This window comes from Enterobacter sp. K510, from assembly GCF_055804875.1.
In genome coordinates this window covers 368403-388049 of the sequence record NZ_JBNRLQ010000003.1, presented here as the reverse complement: position 1 = coordinate 388049, position 19647 = coordinate 368403, and the positions used below count along the sequence as shown (strand labels likewise).

Here is a 19647-nt window from a genome sequence, read left to right as displayed (position 1 = left end):
TTAAGAAAAACCCCCGCCCGGCTGGACGAGGGGAAACGCCTTATTCTACGGCCCAGGCTTTATCCAGCTTGCTGTAACCCAGCCCGTTAATTTTACGTACTTTGATCTGCACCGGGATGCGCTCTTTCATCGCCTCGACATGGCTTATCACGCCGATGGTTTTGCCGGTGGCGTTAAGGGCGTCCAGCGCATCCAGCGCGGTGTCCAGCGTTTCGCTGTCCAGCGTGCCGAACCCTTCATCAAGGAACAGCGAATCAATACGCGTTTTATGGCTGACCAGATCCGACAGCGCCAGCGCCAGCGCCAGGCTGACGAGGAAACTCTCGCCGCCGGACAGGGTACGGGTATCGCGCACCGCGTCCGCCTGCCAGGTATCCACCACTTCCAGCTCCAGCGCTTCGCTGGCCTTGCGCTTGAGCAGGTATCGCCCGTGCAGGCGGGTGAGCTGATTATTCGCCAGCCACACCAGATTATCGAGCGTCAGCCCCTGGGCGAATTTACGGAATTTATCGCCTTCTTTCGAACCGATCAGCGCATTGAGATATGCCCAGTCTTCCACATTTTCCGCGTTTTGCTGGATGCTCTGCATCAGCGCTAACTGCCGCTGGCGGTTTTCGGCGTCCTGTTTCAGCTGCTGGCGGATCTCGCCCTGGCGGGTGGTGTTTTCCCGCAGCTGCTGTGCCACTGCTGAAAGCTGCGCGACCAGCGCGTCGATATCGGCGTCGTCCGCCAGCGTCGGTGGACGGGACGCCAGATGCTGCGCCAGCGCGCTTTCGGCCTGGCTATAAAGTGTGCTTTGCTGCTGATGCGCCCGCTCAAGCTGCTGCTGACGCTGCTCCAGCGCCTGCCGCTGCGCATCGTCCAGCAGCGCGCCCAGGAAAGCGGCCTCGTCCGCAAAAGGACTGGCGGCCAGCGCCGCGCTGAACTGTGAGCGCGCCTGTTCCTGCTGTCTGTCGAGCTGATGTATCTGCTCCTGCAACAGGCGCAGCTGGCCTTCCAGTGTACTGGCCTCGCTGTAAAGCGTCTGCCAGTTGCCCAGCGCGGCGGCGTGTTGGTGCTCCGGAAGGGGCGGCGGCGTGGTGCCGTCATCGGCGAGCGTTGCCAGCAGGCTGTCGAGGCGGCTCAGTTGTTCCCGCAGCTGTGGCAGTTTGTCATGCTGCTGCTGCCAGCGCTGCGACTCTTCCTGCCGCGCCGCCAGCCAGGCCGCTTCGTCGCTCACCGCCGGGCGCGTCAGGCCTAGCTGAGCCAGCGCGGTATCCAGCGCGTCGCGCTGCCGGGCGATCTCCGCCGTCAGCTGCGCATCCCGCTGTTGTTCTTTATGCAGCCTTGCTTCCAGGGTTAAGCGTTCATTCAGCTGGCGCAGCTGCTGCTCATGCTGATCCTGCTCCGCCAGCCAGCCGCTCACGTCGTCCTGCGGCGTCAGCGCGATGTTCAGCGCCGCGCACTGCTGCTGCCAGCGGGCGTGAAGCGTGGCGCTTTCCTCCTGAATCGCGGTAAGGGCCGCGGCGAGTTTGTCCCGGTGCTGACGCTGGGTATCAAGCTGGCCTTTCAGGGCAAAACCCTGTTCGCGCAGGCTTTCCACCTCTTTTTTCAGCGCCGCCAGCCGCTGCTGATTTTCGCCCGGCTGCAATGCCTGATAGGCCGCCACGGCAGGATGCGACGTGGATCCGCACAGCGGGCAGGGGGTGTCCGGTTGCAGGTTCGCGCGTTCCGCTTCGAGGCGCAGGATCAGCTTTTCCTGCTCCACCAGCTTTTCCACATCGCTTTCATGCTGGCGCTTGTCTTTATATTGCTGACGAATAGCCCCAAGCCGCAGATCCCAGGCGGCGATCTGCGTGTCCATCTCCGCCAGTTCCTGCTGCTGTTGCGCCTGACGTTTTGCCAGCGCAACAAACTGCGGGTGCAGCATTGCCAGCTGTTGACGCCCGCTGCGGCCCGCTAAGTGCTGTTGTAAATGAGCGCTTACTTCTTCCAGATTCAGATTCAGCGGGGAAGGCGGCAGGGCGGCGAGCGCCTGTTCTGTTGTACGGATTGTATTTTGCAGCTCCGCCCGCTGTTTTTCATCCCGCTGCTGCTGGGCAAAGGTCAGACGCCAGCCCGCCAGTTCCGCGCTCCATAAGCGAAAATGATCGTTTTCGCTGAGCCACTGCTGCACCTGCGCCACATCGTTTTTCAGGGTGGTAGCGGTAATATTCGCCAGTTGCCAGGTCTGTTGCAGCCCGGTGCGCACCTGTTGTAAGCGAGTATTCACATTTTCGTGCTGGCCCTGCGCGAGGCGTAACGCCTGCTGGCGCTCCTGTAACTGCTGCCAGTGGGGACGTAATTTTTCCGCAGGCAGGGCGCGGGTCAGCTTTTCCAGTTCCGGGGCGGCGGCCTCTAATGCCGCATGCGCGGCGGTCAGCGCCTCGTGCGCCCGCTGGCGTTCGCCGCTCAGCCGGTGGCTTTCACTCAGCCACTGATGATGTCCCTGCGCCTGCTGCTGCCCGGCGAGCAGCTGTTTTTCTTCGTCAGTAAGTGCCTGCAAACCTGCGCTGAGCGTCTGTGCCTGTTCGTCGCTTAACAGCTGCACGCCGTCGGCCTGGGCCTGGAGTTTTTCCAGCTCCAGTCGTGCGGTTTTATGCTTTTCGAAGACCATCGCGGAGATCTGACCGTAGATCTCGGTGCCGGTCAGCTCTTCCAGTAGTTCGGCGCGCTCGCGGGGTTTGGCATTGAGGAAGGCCGCAAACTGGCCCTGGGAGAGCAGCATCGAGCGGGTGAAACGACCATAGTCCAGCCCGGTCAGGGTGGCGGTCAGATCCAGTTTGTCTTTCACTTTATCGGCAAGGATTTTGCCATCGGCGCACAGCGCCAGCTCCACGCGCGGCGCCTGCAAATTACCGTCCGGTTGATTGCGGGCGCGGTTCTGGCTCCAGAAAGCGCGGTAAGCCACGCCTTTGACCTCAAACTCCACTTCCGCCAGACATTCAGCGGTATCGCGGGTCATCAGATCGTTTTGCGACTGGGAGACGCTGCTCAGACGCGGCGTTTCGTGATACAGCGCCAGACAGATGGCGTCGAGCAGGGTGGTTTTGCCCGCCCCCGTCGGCCCGGTGATGGCAAACAGCCCATTACTGGCGAACGGCTCGGCGGTGAAATCGATTTTCCATTCCCCTTTCAGGGAGTTGATATTTTTCAGGCGCAGACTGAGGATCTTCATGCGTCGTCTTCCTCCGTCAGGGCGTCAACGGTTTGCGCGAACAGCGTCTGTAATCGCGCGTTTTGCGCCTCGTCGAGGCTTTCCAGCGCCAGCCGACGCTCAAAGACTTCTTCCACCTTCAGTTCACTCAGGGTTTCGCGCAGTTCGCTCGCCAGCAGGCGTTCGCGCTGCTCCCGGCTGCGGCGCACCAGCAACACTTCCACCGGCAGATCCCCGGTAAGCGCCTGGATTTTCCGTTGCGCGTCCGCCAGGTATTCATCGGTGGTGATTTCAATATCCAGCCACACCGGCGGGCTGACCGGCTGGTCGCGCCATTGCTCAAGCTGTTCGCCAATAGCCGCCAGATCGCCTTTGATCACCGCCAGTTGCTGAGTAACCGGCACCGTCAGCGGCGTCACCTCCGCCAGCCTGCCGTCGCTGAAGGTCACCAGGTTGACGCTTTTCGGCCTGCCGGTTTCATCAAAACTTAACGCGATGGGCGAGCCGCAATAACGGATATGTTCCTGACCGCCCACCAGCTGCGGACGGTGAATATGGCCGAGAGCAAGATAATCCACCGGCGGGAAGTTCTGTGCCGGGAAAGCGTCCAGCGTGCCGATATAAATGTCACGTACCGCGTCACTTTTGCTGGCTCCGACGGTGGTCAGATGGCCGCTGGCAATAACCGGCAGCCTCTGCTCCCCGCGCAGGGCACAGGCTTCTTCATACTGCTGCTGGTAATACGCTGTGATGCTGGTCAGCAAAAGCTGTTGTTTCTGGCTGCCCGATAACCCGGCCTGGCTTAACACGATGTCGCGCGGGCGTAAAAACGGCACCGGGCAGAACACCGCGCCCGGCGTGCCGTCCCGGCGTTTGAGCATAAAGGGCGCGCTGCCAGCGGTGGCGACCACAGTGGTATTTAAAAAGGCGAGAATTTCGCGGGATTCGTTAAGCGTGGCGACGGAATCGTGGTTACCCGCCAGCACCACCAGGTGACAGCCGGTTTGCTGCAAATTCACCACAAAGCGGTTGTAGAGTTCGCGGGCGTAGCTCGGCGGCGAGCCGGTATCAAAAATGTCGCCTGCGACAATAATCACATCCACCTGCTGTTCTTCCGCGGTTTTCAGCAGCCAGTCAAGAAAGGCGGCATGTTCAGCGGCCCGGCTTTTGCTGTAAAAGTTTTGACCCAGGTGCCAGTCAGAGGTGTGAAGAAGACGCATAACGATCCCATGGCAAAAAAGCGTGAAGCCGATTATAAACGTTAAGCGGCGTGAAGATAGTTATCGGTTTTTTCACGAGTGTCATAAAACAATGGCTTGAGTCATCAGGCAGTCATCATTTTCATAAATCTGTCATAAATCTGACGCATAATGCCACCGCAACATATACTGGCGACTTAATAAATACAGGGCAAATTATGGCGAGACGCATTCTGGTCGTGGAAGATGAAGCTCCAATTCGTGAAATGGTATGCTTTGTCCTCGAGCAAAACGGCTTCCAGCCTGTCGAAGCGGAAGATTATGACAGCGCGGTGAACCAGTTGAATGAACCCTGGCCCGATCTCATTTTGCTCGACTGGATGCTACCGGGCGGTTCCGGTATTCAGTTTATCAAACATGTGAAGCGTGAAGCCCTGACCCGTGATATTCCGGTGATGATGCTTACCGCCCGCGGCGAGGAAGAAGATCGCGTACGTGGTCTGGAAACCGGGGCGGATGATTACATCACCAAGCCGTTCTCGCCAAAAGAGCTGGTGGCGCGTATTAAAGCCGTGATGCGCCGCATCTCGCCGATGGCGGTGGAAGAGGTGATCGAAATGCAGGGCCTGAGCCTGGATCCCACTTCCCACCGCGTGATGACCGGCGAAAATCCCCTCGATATGGGGCCTACCGAATTTAAGCTATTACACTTCTTTATGACCCATCCGGAGCGTGTCTACAGCCGGGAACAGTTGCTGAACCATGTGTGGGGCACCAACGTTTACGTTGAAGATCGCACGGTTGACGTGCATATTCGCCGCCTGCGTAAAGCGCTGGAACATAGCGGCCACGATCGTATGGTACAGACCGTCCGCGGCACGGGTTATCGTTTTTCGACCCGTTTCTAACATCTGAAGGGAGTGTGACGCGTGCTGGAACGGCTGTCATGGAAAAGGCTGGTGCTGGAGCTGGTGCTGTGTTGCATCCCGGCGCTGGTGCTCGGCGCCATATTTGGTTATCTGCCGTGGTTTTTGCTGGCGGCCGTCACCGGATTACTGGTCTGGCATTTCTGGAACTTACTGCAACTCTCCTGGTGGCTCTGGGTGGACAGAAGCATGACGCCGCCGCCGGGCCACGGTAGCTGGGAGCCGCTGTTATACGGGCTGCACCAGATGCAGATGCGTAACAAAAAACGCCGTCGCGAACTGGGCAGCCTGATCAAACGCTTCCGCAGCGGCGCGGAGTCGCTGCCGGACGCCGTGGTGCTTACCACCGCAGAAGGCGTGATCTTCTGGTGTAACGGTCTGGCGCAGCAACTGCTGGGCCTGCGCTGGCCGGACGATAACGGCCAGAACATCCTTAACCTGCTGCGTTATCCCGAATTCACCCAGTACCTGAAGCGTCAGGAATTCCTTAAGCCCCTCAATCTGGTGCTGAATAATGGCCGCCATCTGGAAATTCGCGTCATGCCCTACAGCGATCAGCAACTGCTGATGGTGGCGCGTGATGTCACGCAGATGCATCAGCTGGAAGGCGCGCGCCGTAACTTCTTCGCCAACGTCAGCCATGAACTGCGCACGCCATTGACGGTATTGCAGGGCTATCTGGAGATGATGCAGGAGCAGACGCTGGAAGGCGCGCCCCGTGAAAAAGCGCTGCATACCATGCGCGAGCAGACCTCACGTATGGAAGGGCTGGTGCGCCAGCTGCTGACGCTCTCTAAAATTGAAGCCTCGCCGGTGCAACTGCTGAACGAAACCATTGATGTGCCGATGATGCTGCGGGTGGTGGAGCGGGAAGCGCAAACCCTCAGCCAGCAAAAGCAGACTATTGAGTTCCACATCGACAGCTCGCTGAAAGTGCTGGGCAGTGAAGATCAACTGCGCAGCGCCATCTCCAACCTGGTGTATAACGCGGTCAACCATACGCCGCCCGCCACCCATATTGTGGTGAGCTGGAAGCGCGTACCCCACGGCGCAGAATTTTGCGTTGAAGATAACGGACCGGGGATCGCGGCCGAGCACATTCCGCGCCTGACGGAGCGTTTCTACCGGGTGGATAAAGCGCGATCCCGGCAGACCGGCGGCAGTGGGCTGGGGCTGGCCATCGTTAAACATGCGGTCAATCATCACGACAGCCGCCTCAATATTACCAGCACGCCAGGGCAGGGCACGCGTTTCAGTTTTATTCTGCCGGAACGTTTGATCGCCAAAAACAGCGCCTGACGCCCCGACTGTCAGCTTATCTTTCCGCAGGCCAGCTAATGCTGGCCTGTTTGCGTTCCGGTTCACCTTTTTCTGACCGATTATTGTACGGCTGATGATTTTTTGTTCGCATGATAAGCCATGTGTTTTTCTTATACATAGCGTTTTGAACTGGTAACCATATAGGTAGCAGCAGATCCATCTGGTTTTACGATCCCGTCTTGCCTTTAAACGTTATAAGCGTTTAAATTGCGCCCCTGATACTGTCATACCGACTGTATTTGCGTGGTAAATCGAAAAACTATTCTTCGCCACGTCATGCGGGAAGCATATCCCGCTGAAATTGAGAGAAATTGCCGTCGTATTGTTCCAAAGGCACTGGCGAACATTTCATCGTTTCCAACACCACATCCACAGGCAGCACACGTTTATGACTCATCGCTTAAAACCACGAGACATCATGGCTCTGGGCTTTATGACTTTCGCCCTCTTTGTCGGCGCAGGTAACATTATTTTTCCGCCAATGGTCGGTTTGCAGGCGGGTGAACACGTCTGGACGGCGGCGTTCGGCTTTCTGATCACCGCCGTAGGCCTGCCGGTGCTGACTGTAGTCGCGCTGGCGAAAGTGGGCGGCGGCGTGGACAGCCTCAGTATGCCGATCGGCAAAGCGGCGGGCGTGCTGCTGGCCACCGTCTGCTATCTGGCGGTCGGGCCGTTGTTCGCTATTCCGCGTACCACAACCGTCTCTTTTGAAGTGGGGATCGCCCCGCTGACCGGCGATGGCGCGATGCCGCTGATGATTTACAGCCTCGTCTATTTTGCGCTGGTGATCCTGGTATCGCTCTATCCGGGCAAACTGCTGGATACCGTGGGTAACTTCCTCGCGCCGATGAAAATCATCGCCCTGACGGTGCTGTCCGTTGCCGCGCTCGTCTGGCCGGCAGGCCCGATCAGCAGCGCGATGGATGCCTACCAGAATGCCGCGTTCTCTAACGGCTTTGTGAACGGCTATCTCACCATGGATACGCTGGGCGCGATGGTCTTTGGCATCGTCATCGTTAACGCCGCCCGTTCGCGCGGCGTGACAGATTCCCGTCTGCTGACCCGTTACACTATCTGGGCTGGCCTGATTGCCGGTGTGGGTCTGACGCTGCTGTATCTGGCGCTGTTCCGCCTCGGCTCTGACAGCAGCACGCTGGTAGAACAGTCTGCCAACGGCGCGGCTATTCTTCATGCTTACGTTCAGCACACCTTTGGCGGCGCAGGCAGCCTGCTACTGGCGGCGCTGATTTTCCTCGCCTGTCTGGTGACGGCGGTTGGCCTGACCTGCGCCTGCGCGGAGTTCTTCGCCCAGTATCTGCCGTTCTCTTACCGTACGCTGGCCTTTGTGCTTGGCGGCTTCTCGATGCTGGTGTCTAACCTTGGCCTGAGCCACCTGATCCAGATTTCCATACCGGTGCTGACCGCCATTTATCCGCCGTGTATCGCACTGGTTGTATTAAGCTTTACCCGTTCATGGTGGCATAATTCGTCGCGCATCATCGCGCCGGCGATGTTCATCAGCCTGGCCTTTGGTATCCTTGACGGTATCAAAGCTTCCGCCATTGGCGGTGTGTTGCCAGCCTGGACCCAGCGTTTACCGCTGGCGGAGCAGGGGCTGGCATGGTTAATGCCAACGATTGTGATCGTGGTACTGGCCGTGATCTGGGATCGTGCCGCAGGGCGTCAGGTGACTTCCCGCGCACACTGATCAACGGTTGCTTGTCATAACCACGGGGCTTACCATCCCGTGGTTTTTTTATTTTTGTTATGGCACGGGAAACAATGGAAAGTACTAACAAGCTAAAGCGGGGGTTAAGCACCCGACACATCCGCTTTATGGCGCTCGGTTCGGCAATAGGCACGGGCCTGTTCTATGGTTCGGCGGACGCCATCAAAATGGCCGGGCCGAGCGTGCTGCTCGCCTATATTATCGGCGGCGCGGCAGCCTATATCATCATGCGCGCGCTGGGCGAAATGTCGGTACATAACCCGGCGGCCAGTTCGTTCTCACGCTATGCCCAGGAAAACCTCGGCCCGCTGGCGGGCTACATTACCGGCTGGACCTACTGCTTTGAGATCCTGATTGTCGCCATCGCCGATGTCACGGCGTTCGGCATCTATATGGGCGTCTGGTTCCCGACGGTGCCGCACTGGATCTGGGTGCTGAGCGTGGTGATGATTATCTGCGCCGTCAACCTGATGAGCGTGAAGGTATTCGGCGAGCTGGAGTTCTGGTTCTCGTTTTTTAAAGTCGCCACTATTATCGTGATGATCGCGGCGGGCTTTGGCATCATCATCTGGGGCATTGGCAACGGCGGCGAACCGACCGGCATCCACAACTTATGGAGCAACGGCGGCTTCTTCAGCAACGGCTGGCTCGGCATGGTGATGTCACTGCAAATGGTGATGTTTGCTTACGGTGGCATCGAAATCATCGGCATTACCGCCGGGGAAGCGAAAGATCCACAGACCTCTATTCCGCGCGCCATCAACTCCGTGCCGATGCGTATCCTGGTGTTTTATGTCGGCACGCTCTTTGTGATCATGTCCATCTACCCGTGGAACCAGGTGGGCACCAACGGCAGCCCGTTCGTACTGACCTTCCAGCATCTGGGCATCACCTTTGCCGCCAGTATCCTCAACTTTGTGGTGCTGACCGCGTCGCTGTCGGCGATTAACAGCGATGTGTTTGGCGTCGGCCGTATGCTGCACGGCATGGCCGAACAGGGCAGCGCGCCGAAGATGTTCGCGAAAACCTCGCGCAACGGCATTCCGTGGGTGACGGTGGTGGTCATGACGGTGGCGCTGCTGTTCGCGGCCTGGCTGAACTACATCATGCCGGAGAACGTCTTCCTGGTGATCGCCTCGCTGGCGACCTTCGCCACCGTGTGGGTGTGGATCATGATTTTGCTGTCGCAGATCGCTTTCCGTCGCCGTCTGCCGCCGGAAGAAGTGGCGGCGCTGAAGTTTAAAGTGCCGGGCGGCGTACCCACGACCATCGCCGGTCTGCTGTTCCTGGTGTTTATTATCGCGCTGATTGGCTGGCATCCGGAAACCCGCATTTCGCTGTACGTGGGCTTTGCGTGGATTGCGCTGCTGCTTATCGGCTGGATGTTTAAGCGCCGTTACGACCGCAAAACCGCCTGATCTCCTGAACTTTTGCCGGGTGAGCGTCCTGCCGCCCGGCAATGCCGCAGCATCTCCTCCTCCCCCATGCTCCTCCCCCAATTATCAGCAGTATGATGAGTGAACTTTCACTATGCTGTGGCAAGGTGGCGTCATTTTTCAGCAAGGGGTAAAGCGATGTTGAACGCCTGGCATCTTCCGGTAGCGCCGTTTGTAAAACTCAATAAAGATCAGCTTTTTATAACCTTTTGGCTGGCGGGCAACGATTTGCCTGCGCAGGTTAAACTGCGCACGGAAAAGGACAACGAAGAGACGTCCATCCTGATGCACCCGCTGCGCAGTGCACCGTACCCCGGCGTAACCGCCTGGCGCGCCGCCATCGACGTGTCCGAAGGACAACCGCGCCGTCGCTACAGCTTTAAACTGCTGTGGGCGGATCGCCAGCGCTGGTTTACGCCGCAGGGCTTCAGCGATTTCCCGCCCGCACGGCTGGAGCAGTTTGCCATCGATTGCCCGGATAATGGCCCGCAGTGGGTGGCGGATCAGGTGTTTTATCAGATCTTTCCCGATCGCTTTGCCCGCAGCCAGCCGCGTACGCCGGAGCAGGACAACGTCTATTACCATCACGCCGCCGGGCAGGAGATCGTGCTGCGCGACTGGGATGAACCCCTCACCGGTGAGGCGGGCGGATCGACTTTTTACGGCGGCGATCTGGATGGCATCAGCGAAAAGCTGCCCTATCTGAAAAAGCTTGGCGTCACGGCGCTGTACCTCAACCCGGTGTTTGTCGCCCCCAGCGTACACAAATACGATACTGAAGATTATCGCCACGTCGACCCGCAGTTCGGCGGCGATCAGGCCCTGCTGCGGCTGCGTGCTAACACGCAGCGCGAAGGCATCCGTCTGGTGCTCGACGGCGTGTTTAATCACAGCGGCGACTCCCACGCCTGGTTTGACCGGCATAATCGCGGCACCATCGGTGCCTGCCATAATCCGGCCTCCGAATGGCGGGAATGGTACAGCTTTTCCGACGACGGCCACGCCCTCGACTGGCTTGGCTATGCCAGCCTGCCAAAGCTGGATTATCAGTCGGCCTCGCTGGTGGAGGAGATTTACAAAGGCGAAGACAGCATTGTGCGCCACTGGCTGAAAGCGCCGTGGAATATGGACGGCTGGCGGCTCGATGTGGTGCATATGCTGGGTGAAGCAGGCGGCGCGCGTAATAACCTGCTGCACATCAGCGGCATCACTCAGGCGGCGAAAGAGACGCAGCCGGAAGCCTATATTGTGGGTGAGCATTTTGGCGATGCGCGGCAATGGTTGCAGGCGGATGCCGAAGACGCGGCGATGAACTACCGGGGCTTTACCATTCCGCTGTGGGGCTTCCTCGCAAACACCGATATTTCCTACGATCCGCAGCATATCGATGCCGCCACCTGCATGGCGTGGATGGATAACTACCGCGCCGGGCTGTCGCATCAGCAACAGTTGCGCATGTTTAACCAGCTCGACAGCCACGATACCTCGCGTTTTAAAACGCTGCTTGGCAAGGACATCGCGCGGATGCCGCTGGCGGTGGTCTGGCTGTTCAGCTGGCCTGGCGTGCCCTGTATCTATTACGGCGATGAAGTGGGGCTGGATGGCAACAACGATCCCTTCTGCCGTAAGCCGTTCCCGTGGGACAAAGAAAAACAGGACGCCACGCTGTTTGCCCTCTATCAGCAGATGGCGACGCTGCGCAAGAAAAGCCGCGCCCTGCGCCACGGCGGCTGCCAGGTGCTGCATGCGGAAGGCGACGTGGTAGTCTTTGTGCGCGTCTTCCGGCATGAACGCGTGCTGGTGGCGATCAACCGCGGCAAGGCCTGCGAGGTGGTGCTGACGGATTTACCACTGGTGGACGTCCCGGCCTGGCAGTGCAAAGTGGGCACCGGCACCATCGAGGATAATGTGCTGTCGCTACCGGCGATCTCCGCCACGCTGTGGCGCAATCGCTGAACCCGTTGCAACATTTTTATCAGCATTGAAAAGAAATGTAATATCCTTTCGGGAGTGATCACCGAACCGAAGGTAAAACCATGGATGAGCTTTTGCTGGTTGCCGGTCTTGTTCTCTTTTTTGCGCTGATTGTCGCCCCTGCGCTGGCGGTCAGAGCCTGGCGAAAAAGCAGCGATACGCAGCGGGAACTGGGCGTATTGCGTGAACGGCTGACGGCGCTGGAGCAGCAGCTGGCGGGGCAGGCAAGTGCGCCTGCGCCGCAGCCGCTGCCTGAACGGATAGCGGAGCCGGAACCTGTTCCTGCGCCTGTCATTATACCTGCGGCACCACCGCCCGCTGTCGATCCCTGGGCGGCGAGCGTGCCGGAGCCTGAGCCGGTTGCCGTCACCCCGGCGGCGGTCAGCAAACCCGTATCCGCAGAACCGCGCGGCGGCATGATCACCTCGCTGGTGGGCTGGTTTATGCGCGGCAATCCGCTGGCGAAACTCGGCATTCTGCTGCTGTTCTTCGGGCTGGCGTTTCTGTTCCGCTATTCCGTCGAGCGCGATCTCTTCCCGCTGGAACTGCGTCTGTGCGTGGCGGCGCTGGCGGCGGTGGTGCTGCTGGCGCTCGGCTGGCGACTGCGCCACAAACAACCTGTTTATGCGCTGATTTTGCAGGGCGGGGCCACCGGCGTGCTCTATCTGACGGTATTCGGCGCGTTCCGGCTCTGGCAGATGCTGCCGATGGCGCTGGCCTTCGCCTTGCTGCTGCTGATCTGTGCGGTAAGCGTCGGGCTGGCGGTGTTACAGCGTGCGCTAAGTCTCGCGATGCTCGCCAGCCTCGGCGGTTATCTTGCGCCGTTGCTGCTCTCCACCGGCGGCGGCAGCCACATCGGGTTGTTCTCTTTCTACCTGTTGCTCTCCTGCGGCATTCTGGCTATCAGCGTCTGGCAGCACTGGCGGGTGCTGAATCTGCTCGGTCTGCTGTTTACCTTTGGCGTCGGCGGCCTGTGGGGACTGTTTAGCTACCGACCGGAGTTCTACCTCAGCTGCCAGCTGTTCCTGATCGCCAATATTCTGCTGTTTGGCGTCCTGAGCGTTGGACTGTCGCTGCGGGCGCAGGGCGGCAGTAAGCGCATTATTGACGGCGTACTGCTGTTCGCGCCGCCGTTGCTGGGATTTGGTATGCAGTACGCCATCACGCAGGATTTCGCCTATGGACCGGCGTTTTCCGCCCTCGGCTTCGGCGCGTTTTATCTGCTGCTGGCGTGGCTGGTACTGCGCCGTAAACCTGAACTCGGGCGACCGCTGGTGCTGGCGGCGCTTGCGCTCGGCGGGGCTTTTGTCACGCTGGCCATCCCGCTGGCGCTTTCCGCCCGCTGGACGTCAATGGCCTGGGCGCTGGAAGGGCTGGGCATTCTGTGGCTTGGCGTACAGCAACAGCAACGGCGGATGAGCTACAGCGGCACAGGTTTACTGTTGCTGGCAATGGGCAGCGCCCTGTGGGCGATGCAGGATCTGCTTCCGGCGCTGTCGCAGCTGATGATTTTTGCGGTGCTGAGCCTGACATGGATCGCCGCCGCCTGGCTGTGGCGCGGCCTGAACTCGCAGGGCAGCCACGGCCTGCTGGCAGGCGGTATTCTCTTCTGGCTGCTGGCGCTGCACGGGCTGTCAGCGCTGAACTTAATCCGCTTCATGAACGAGTTGCCGGGCATACTGGCGCTGATCGCCCTCAGCGTGCACGGCTGGCGGGTTGTCGGCCAGCGGCTGCGCTGGCGTGCGCTCAGCGATAGCGTCTGGCTGCTGTGGCCCCTGATGCTGGCGACGCTGGTCTGGCAGATCGCAGCCCAGGGCGCGATCCTCAGCGCTGGCTGGCAGAACCTCGCCTGGGGTCTTGCGCTGCCGTCCGCTTTCTGGCTGCTTTATCAACAGCGCACGCCGCCTGTGCCCTATTTTTCGCAGGGGCTGCACCTGTCGCTGTTCTGGATGATCCTCGCCGCGCTGGCGGCAGAGCTGTGGTGGTATACCGATGCGCTGCCGTGGGGGATGTTCCCGTGGCAGGCGGGGCTGGCGATGACCGCGGCGGCCGCGGTGATCCTGCTGGTACGCGCCGGGATCAAGCGTTCGCTGTGGCCGCTGCGCGTCTGGCCGCAGTGGTACGGCACCCTGGCGCTGGCGCCGCCGGGGGGTTTCCTGCTGGTGCTGCTGCTTCTGACCAATATCGACGATGGCGTGGTGATGGAACAGGGCTACCGGCCATTGCTCAATCCGCTGGAAGAGGGCGCGGCCTTTGCTTTACTGGCGCTGTTCGCGCTGGCGCGGCTGTGCGCCCGCTATTTCCCGGCGCAGGGGCGTGAGATCCATAAACGTGTGCCGCTGGTGCTGGCGGCACTCGCCTTCTGGTGGCTGAACGGCCTGCTGTTGCGCAGCCTGGCCTGGTATGGCGATATCGACTGGTCGGTGAGCGCGCTCTGGTCGTCCCGGCTGGTGCAGACCTGTTTCGCGCTGTTCTGGATGCTGGTGGCGCTGCTGGTGATGCTGCGCGCTGCCCGGCAGGCGTCGCGGCATGAATGGCTGGGCGGTGCGGCGCTGCTTGGCGTGGTGATTGTGAAACTGATGCTGGTGGACAGCGCGGGCGGCGGCGGACTGGCGCGCGCGGTGGCCTTTATCGGCGTGGCGGTGCTGGTGCTGATCGTGGGTTATTTCTCGCCGCTGCCGCCGCGGATACAACAGACGCATAACGAGGAACAAGGATAATGACAATCATCAGACGGATACTTTTTTGTGCGTTGCTGGGCGCGGCGCTGCCGGGCTGGAGCCAGGACGCGACGCCGGAAAAACCGCAGGATTATGCCTGGGGCGCGGGGCTGGAGACGACCACGCCGTCGCCGCTGTATCAGGTGACCTTGCCGGAGCGCATCTATACCGACAGCGTCGCCCCCGATCTGCGCGATGTGCGGGTTTTTAATCAGCAGGGTAACGCTGTGCCCTTTACGCTGATCCCGGCGGTGCAGAAACAGACGCCGCCGCGCACGGTGCCGCTGCGCCTGTTCGCCCTTGATGCGGTACCGGAAAATAATGCCTCGTCAGAAAGCCTGTGGTTGCGCTCGCAGGACGGGATCGAAATCCGTCTGGAGGGAGAAGGGCGGAAAACAGCAGGGAAGAGTTATCTGTTAACCCTGCCTGACACGCAAAAAGACGACTTTCCGCTTTCACAGCTGAAGCTGGCCTGGAGTGCCGCGCCCGCCAACTGGCAGGGGCGCGCGGATGTGTACTTCAGCAGCGATCTGAAAAACTGGACGCTGGCGGGCCGGGATATGCCGCTGATGGATCTTGCCTCCGGCAACGATCGCCTGTTGCTGGACACGCTGGATTTCAGCAGTTCAGCCTACCCGACGGAAATGCGTTATGTGCTGGTGGTGTTCAACGATGCCGCGCACGCGCCTGCGCTGACCGGCGCGACAGCGGTTGAGCAGGTTTACAGCGATACGGCGGTGAACATCCACCTGAATGCGGTGGCGAAAACGGTCTCCCCGGCGGTACAGGAGTTCTCCTGGCAACGGCCACAGCCGCTGGTGTCGGTGATGATTGAAGCCCGGCACGGGCGCGTACTGCCGCTGGCGATCGAGTACCGCAGCGGGGAAAAGGCAGCATGGCAGCCGCTGGCGAAAAGCGTGATTTATCAGCTGAACGGCAAAGCGCCGGAGCCGCTGAAAACCAGCGGGCTGGTGCAGGCGATCCGCGTTACGGCGGTTAATGGCCAGCTGGAGGATGGTATCGCCCAGGTGACCGGCGAGCGCGCCAGCCAGACGCTGATCTTTAATGCGCAAGGTAAAGGGCCGTTTTTACTGGCCTGGGGGAATGGCGCTGCACAACCGCAGGCGATGGAGGTGGAGATGCTGGTGCCTGCCGCGCTACGTCAGGAGAATGCGCAACTGCCGGACGCGCTGGTACAGGATCGCGTGGTGCTGGGCGGCGACGCGCGGCTGACGGCGGTGGATCCGGCGCAGCAGCAAAGCCAGTGGAAGAAGATGCTGGTGTGGGCGGCGCTGGTGCTGGGCGTGCTGGTGCTGGTCTGGGTGGGGCTTGGGATCTGGCGCGAGGTACGGCAGAAGTCGGTATAAAAATAAAAATGCCGGGTGGCGCTGACGCTTACCCGGCCTACGGTCTGCGGAACAATGGTAGGCCCGGCAAGCGCAGCGCCGCCGGGCATTACGTCTCCAGAACCCTGTAGGCCCGGTAAGCGCAGCGCCACCGGGCATTACGTCATCAGAACCCCCAGGCCCGGCAAGCGCAGCGCCACCGGACTAAGCCCCTTACAGGCTGGTGAGGTTTTCGCTCAGGTATTTCGCCACGCCGTCCGGCGACGCGTTCATCCCTTCTTTGCCTTTTTCCCACTGCGCCGGGCAGACTTCACCGTGCTCTTCGTGGAATTGCAGAGCGTCAACCATACGCAGCATTTCGTCGACGTTACGGCCCAGCGGCAGATCGTTCACCACCTGATGACGCACAATACCGTTAGCATCGATCAGGAAGGAGCCGCGCAGCGCCACGCCCGCGTCCGGGTGTTCAATGCCGTAGGCTTTCTGGATTTCACGCTTGATGTCGGCCACCATCGCGTATTTCACCGGGCCAATGCCGCCTTTGTCCACCGGCGTATTACGCCAGGCGTTGTGAACAAATTCAGAGTCAAAAGAAACGCCCACCACTTCCACGCCGCGCTTCTGGAATTCTTCGTAACGCTTGTCAAAAGCGATCAGTTCTGACGGGCAGACGAAGGTGAAGTCCATCGGCCAGAAAAACAGTACCGTCGCTTTGCCCTGGATATGCTGTTTGAAGTTAAAGTTTTCCACAATTTCGCCATTGCCAAGCACGGCGGCGGCGGTAAAGTCCGGAGCCGGACGAGTAACCAGTACCATCATAATTCTCCTGTGTGATTGTAGGGGTAAGGCCGCTATCAAGATAATCACCTGCCGGTAAAGCGCAAGCACTAAAGCTGTTTGTTTTTCGCCTGCGCCATCATGCGGGGATAGAACTGAAAGAACAGCTTTTCCAGCGCCTGATAATGCATATCCAGATCCTGCCACGAATCGCGCAGCGCATCGAGGCGGGGCCGCCGCGTCGCCATGCCGTTCAGCACCTGCTGAATAAAATCCATCTCCCGGTAGCGCTCAAGCCATCGCTCTGACCACAAATAATCATTCAGATTAACGAAGCGCGCCGGCGAGGAGGGCAGAATGGTGGCGACCTGCGCGTGGGCATAGCTGACAAATTCGCTCAGCGGCATGTCCGGCGACATCTGCAACCAGTGGCGCGACAGAAAATGGTCCCACATCACGTCCAGCGTAATGGGCGCGACCCGGCGCGTCTGCGGGCGAAACCACTCCCGCGCCTCGCGGACTTCCGGCAAATTATCGGTCAGCACGTCAATGCGGCGGTGCATGCGAATGCCGTCGACAATCTCAGCCGGATAGCTATCCTGCGGGTTGCCGCGAACGAAATCGCCCAGCAAATTACCGGGAAGCGAGCTTTCTGCGAGGTGCGCAAGATGCAGGTGTGCGAGGAAGTTCATTGTTAGTTAATCCATAAAGAGGCGTAGCTGTTGCAGCGGAAGCACCGTAGCACTAGACTATCCCGCCTGTTTTTCAGTCTGAGTGTAAGCCATGCGCGTTGCCGATTTTTCCTTTGAATTACCCGAATCCCTGATCGCCCATTACCCTGTGCCTGCGCGCAGTAGTTGCCGCCTGTTATCGCTGGACGGGCCGACGGGCGCGCTGACGCATGGTACTTTCACCGATCTGCTCGACAAGCTCAACCCCGGGGATCTGCTGGTCTTTAACAATACCCGCGTGATCCCGGCGCGTCTGTTTGGCCGTAAAGCCAGCGGCGGTAAAATCGAAGTGCTGGTTGAGCGGATGCTCGATGATAAACGTATTCTGGCACATATTCGCGCCTCTAAAGCGCCGAAGCCGGGTGCGGAACTGCTGCTAGGCGACGATGACAGTGTTAAAGCCACCATGGTGGCCCGTCACGATGCGCTGTTTGAAGTTGAGTTTAACGATGAACGCCCGGTGCTGGATATTCTCAACGCCATCGGCCATATGCCGCTGCCGCCCTATATCGATCGTCCGGATGAAGACGCTGACCGCGAACTTTACCAGACCGTCTACAGCCAGAAGCCGGGCGCAGTCGCCGCGCCGACTGCGGGCCTGCACTTTGATGAGCCGCTGCTGGCGCGTCTGCGTGAGAAAGGCGTGGAGATGGCGTTCGTAACGCTGCACGTTGGCGCGGGCACCTTCCAGCCGGTACGCGTGGACAGCATTGAAGATCACATCATGCACTCTGAATATGCTGAAGTGCCGCAGGAAGTGGTTGACGCGGTGCTGGCGGCGAAAGCGCGCGGCAATCGCGTGGTGGCGGTCGGCACCACCTCGGTGCGCTCGCTGGAAAGCGCCGCGAAAGCGGCCAAAAACGATCTCATCGAGCCTTTCTTCGGCGATACGCAGATCTTTATTTATCCTGGCTATCAGTACAGCGTGATTGACGCGCTGGTGACCAACTTCCACCTGCCGGAATCCACCTTGATCATGCTGGTATCGGCCTTTGCCGGTTATAAAGCCACCATGCACGCCTATAAAGAAGCGGTAAAAGCGGAATATCGCTTTTTTAGTTACGGGGATGCAATGTTTATCACGTACAATCCGCAGGCAATTTCTGAGCGCGTCGGGGAATAGTTCCGCGGCGCTTTGATTGACGCGTTGGACTGTTTTTCCGGCGTATGGAGAAAAAATGAAATTCGAATTAGATACGACAGACGGACGCGCCCGCCGTGGCCGCCTGGTGTTTGATCGCGGCGTGGTGGAAACACCGGCCTTTATGCCCGTGGGCACCTACGGCACCGTAAAAGGCATGACGCCGGAAGAAGTGCAGGACACCGGCGCACAGATTATCCTCGGCAACACCTTCCACCTGTGGCTGCGTCCGGGTCAGGAGATCATGAAGCTGCACGGCGATCTGCATGACTTTATGCAGTGGAAAGGCCCGATTCTGACCGACTCCGGCGGTTTCCAGGTCTTCAGCCTCGGCGATATTCGTAAGATCACCGAAGCGGGCGTGCATTTCCGCAACCCGATCAACGGCGATCCGATCTTCCTCGATCCGGAAAAATCCATGGAGATCCAGTACGATCTCGGCTCCGACATCGTGATGATCTTCGACGAATGTACGCCATACCCGGCTGACTGGGACTACGCCAAGCGTTCCATGGAAATGTCCTTACGCTGGGCGAAGCGCAGCCGCGACCGTTTCGATTCGCTGCAAAACAAAAATGCGCTGTTCGGTATTATCCAGGGCAGCGTTTACGAAGATTTACGTGATATCTCCGTCAAAGGTCTGGTAGAGATTGGCTTTGATGGCTACGCTGTCGGCGGTCTGGCTGTGGGTGAACCTAAAGCAGACATGCACCGTATTCTGGAGCATGTGTGCCCGCAGATCCCGGCAGACAAACCACGATACCTGATGGGTGTGGGTAAACCCGAAGATCTGGTGGAAGGCGTACGTCGCGGCATTGATATGTTTGACTGCGTGATGCCGACGCGTAATGCGCGTAACGGCCATCTGTTTGTCACCAATGGCGTGGTGAAAATCCGTAACGCGAAGTACAAGAGCGATACCGGCCCGCTTGATGAAGAGTGTGATTGCTATACGTGTCGCAATTATTCACTCGCTTACTTGCATCATCTTGACCGTTGCAACGAAATACTGGGCGCGCGTCTTAATACCATTCATAACCTGCGCTATTACCAGCGCTTAATGGCTGGTTTACGCAAGGCTATCGAAGAGGGTAAATTAGAGAGCTTCGTGACCGATTTTTACCAGCGTCAGGGTCGTGATGTTCCACCTTTGAACGTTGATTAATTTTAATA

Annotated in this window: 13 protein-coding genes; 9 read left to right on the top strand and 4 right to left on the bottom strand. The window is 59.3% G+C overall.

Translation table 11 applies throughout. The annotated features are described in order from the left end of the window. Positions 1–40 precede the first annotated feature (40 nt). Together sbcC and sbcD are read right to left on the bottom strand one after the other, a co-directional pair. On the bottom strand, positions 41–3196 hold the full coding sequence (gene sbcC / locus ACQUTD_RS07230) for an exonuclease subunit SbcC (protein ID WP_473274044.1): 3156 nt from the start codon (positions 3194–3196) through the stop codon (positions 41–43). Further along, complete coding sequence (sbcD, locus tag ACQUTD_RS07225; protein WP_473274045.1) at positions 3193–4395, bottom strand: exonuclease subunit SbcD; 1203 nt, start codon at positions 4393–4395, stop codon at positions 3193–3195. The genes sbcC and sbcD overlap by 4 nt, the downstream gene beginning before the upstream one ends. A gap of 197 nt (positions 4396–4592) precedes the next feature. On the opposite strand from sbcD, the gene phoB reads away from it, so the two are divergent. The 7 genes from phoB (at position 4593) to ACQUTD_RS07190 (ending at position 15846) form a co-directional block, all read left to right on the top strand. Then, a complete protein-coding gene (gene phoB / locus ACQUTD_RS07220; RefSeq protein ID WP_072567506.1) occupies positions 4593–5282 on the top strand; it encodes a phosphate response regulator transcription factor PhoB in 690 nt (229 codons plus the stop codon). 21 nt (positions 5283–5303) lie between these two features. Next, a complete protein-coding gene (gene phoR, locus ACQUTD_RS07215; RefSeq protein WP_072567507.1) occupies positions 5304–6599 on the top strand; it encodes a phosphate regulon sensor histidine kinase PhoR in 1296 nt (431 codons plus the stop codon). A 409-nt stretch (positions 6600–7008) separates the two neighbouring features. Next, on the top strand, positions 7009–8328 hold the full coding sequence (gene brnQ / locus ACQUTD_RS07210; RefSeq protein WP_318363215.1) for a branched-chain amino acid transporter carrier protein BrnQ: 1320 nt from the start codon (positions 7009–7011) through the stop codon (positions 8326–8328). Between the two features lie 74 nt (positions 8329–8402). Beyond that, complete coding sequence (proY, locus tag ACQUTD_RS07205) at positions 8403–9767, top strand: proline-specific permease ProY (protein ID WP_099458748.1); 1365 nt, start codon at positions 8403–8405, stop codon at positions 9765–9767. A gap of 156 nt (positions 9768–9923) precedes the next feature. Continuing rightward, positions 9924–11741 (top strand): maltodextrin glucosidase, encoded by a 1818-nt coding sequence (gene malZ / locus ACQUTD_RS07200; protein ID WP_473274046.1) that lies wholly within the window; start codon positions 9924–9926, stop codon positions 11739–11741. 80 nt (positions 11742–11821) lie between these two features. Beyond that, positions 11822–14479: a DUF2339 domain-containing protein gene (locus ACQUTD_RS07195; RefSeq protein WP_473274047.1), complete on the top strand. Its 2658-nt coding sequence runs from the start codon at positions 11822–11824 to the stop codon at positions 14477–14479. Next, positions 14479–15846 carry a DUF3999 family protein gene (locus ACQUTD_RS07190; protein ID WP_473274049.1) on the top strand — a complete coding sequence of 456 codons (1368 nt, stop codon included), beginning with the start codon at positions 14479–14481 and terminating at the stop codon, positions 15844–15846. Before ACQUTD_RS07195 ends, ACQUTD_RS07190 begins: the two co-directional genes overlap by 1 nt. 192 nt (positions 15847–16038) lie before the next feature. Here ACQUTD_RS07190 and ACQUTD_RS07185 read toward each other — a convergent pair whose 3' ends face one another. Both ACQUTD_RS07185 and acpH read right to left on the bottom strand, forming a co-directional pair. Continuing rightward, positions 16039–16641: a peroxiredoxin C gene (locus ACQUTD_RS07185; RefSeq protein ID WP_318363333.1), complete on the bottom strand. Its 603-nt coding sequence runs from the start codon at positions 16639–16641 to the stop codon at positions 16039–16041. A 71-nt stretch (positions 16642–16712) separates the two neighbouring features. Beyond that, a complete protein-coding gene (gene acpH / locus ACQUTD_RS07180; protein WP_473274050.1) occupies positions 16713–17294 on the bottom strand; it encodes an ACP phosphodiesterase in 582 nt (193 codons plus the stop codon). Between the two features lie 91 nt (positions 17295–17385). Between acpH and queA the strand changes: the two genes are divergently transcribed. Together queA and tgt are read left to right on the top strand one after the other, a co-directional pair. Then, entirely contained in the window at positions 17386–18456 is a 1071-nt protein-coding gene (gene queA / locus ACQUTD_RS07175) for a tRNA preQ1(34) S-adenosylmethionine ribosyltransferase-isomerase QueA (RefSeq protein WP_072567514.1), read from the top strand. Positions 18457–18511: 55 nt separating this feature from the next. After that, complete coding sequence (tgt, locus tag ACQUTD_RS07170) at positions 18512–19639, top strand: tRNA guanosine(34) transglycosylase Tgt (RefSeq protein WP_072567515.1); 1128 nt, start codon at positions 18512–18514, stop codon at positions 19637–19639. Positions 19640–19647: the final 8 nt, after the last annotated feature.

Bases quoted from the DNA above. Each gene is read 5' to 3' on its own strand.
- phoB (WP_072567506.1), top strand. From the start codon at position 4,593: ATGGCGAGACGCATTCTGGTCGTGGAAGATGAAGCTCCAATTCGTGAA.
- tgt (WP_072567515.1), top strand. From the start codon at position 18,512: ATGAAATTCGAATTAGATACGACAGACGGACGCGCCCGCCGTGGCCGC.
- queA (WP_072567514.1), top strand. From the start codon at position 17,386: ATGCGCGTTGCCGATTTTTCCTTTGAATTACCCGAATCCCTGATCGCC.
- sbcD (WP_473274045.1), bottom strand. From the start codon at position 4,395: ATGCGTCTTCTTCACACCTCTGACTGGCACCTGGGTCAAAACTTTTAC.
- ACQUTD_RS07185 (WP_318363333.1), bottom strand. From the start codon at position 16,641: ATGGTACTGGTTACTCGTCCGGCTCCGGACTTTACCGCCGCCGCCGTG.
- ACQUTD_RS07190 (WP_473274049.1), top strand. From the start codon at position 14,479: ATGACAATCATCAGACGGATACTTTTTTGTGCGTTGCTGGGCGCGGCG.
- sbcC (WP_473274044.1), bottom strand. From the start codon at position 3,196: ATGAAGATCCTCAGTCTGCGCCTGAAAAATATCAACTCCCTGAAAGGG.
- malZ (WP_473274046.1), top strand. From the start codon at position 9,924: ATGTTGAACGCCTGGCATCTTCCGGTAGCGCCGTTTGTAAAACTCAAT.
- ACQUTD_RS07195 (WP_473274047.1), top strand. From the start codon at position 11,822: ATGGATGAGCTTTTGCTGGTTGCCGGTCTTGTTCTCTTTTTTGCGCTG.
- brnQ (WP_318363215.1), top strand. From the start codon at position 7,009: ATGACTCATCGCTTAAAACCACGAGACATCATGGCTCTGGGCTTTATG.
- acpH (WP_473274050.1), bottom strand. From the start codon at position 17,294: ATGAACTTCCTCGCACACCTGCATCTTGCGCACCTCGCAGAAAGCTCG.
- proY (WP_099458748.1), top strand. From the start codon at position 8,403: ATGGAAAGTACTAACAAGCTAAAGCGGGGGTTAAGCACCCGACACATC.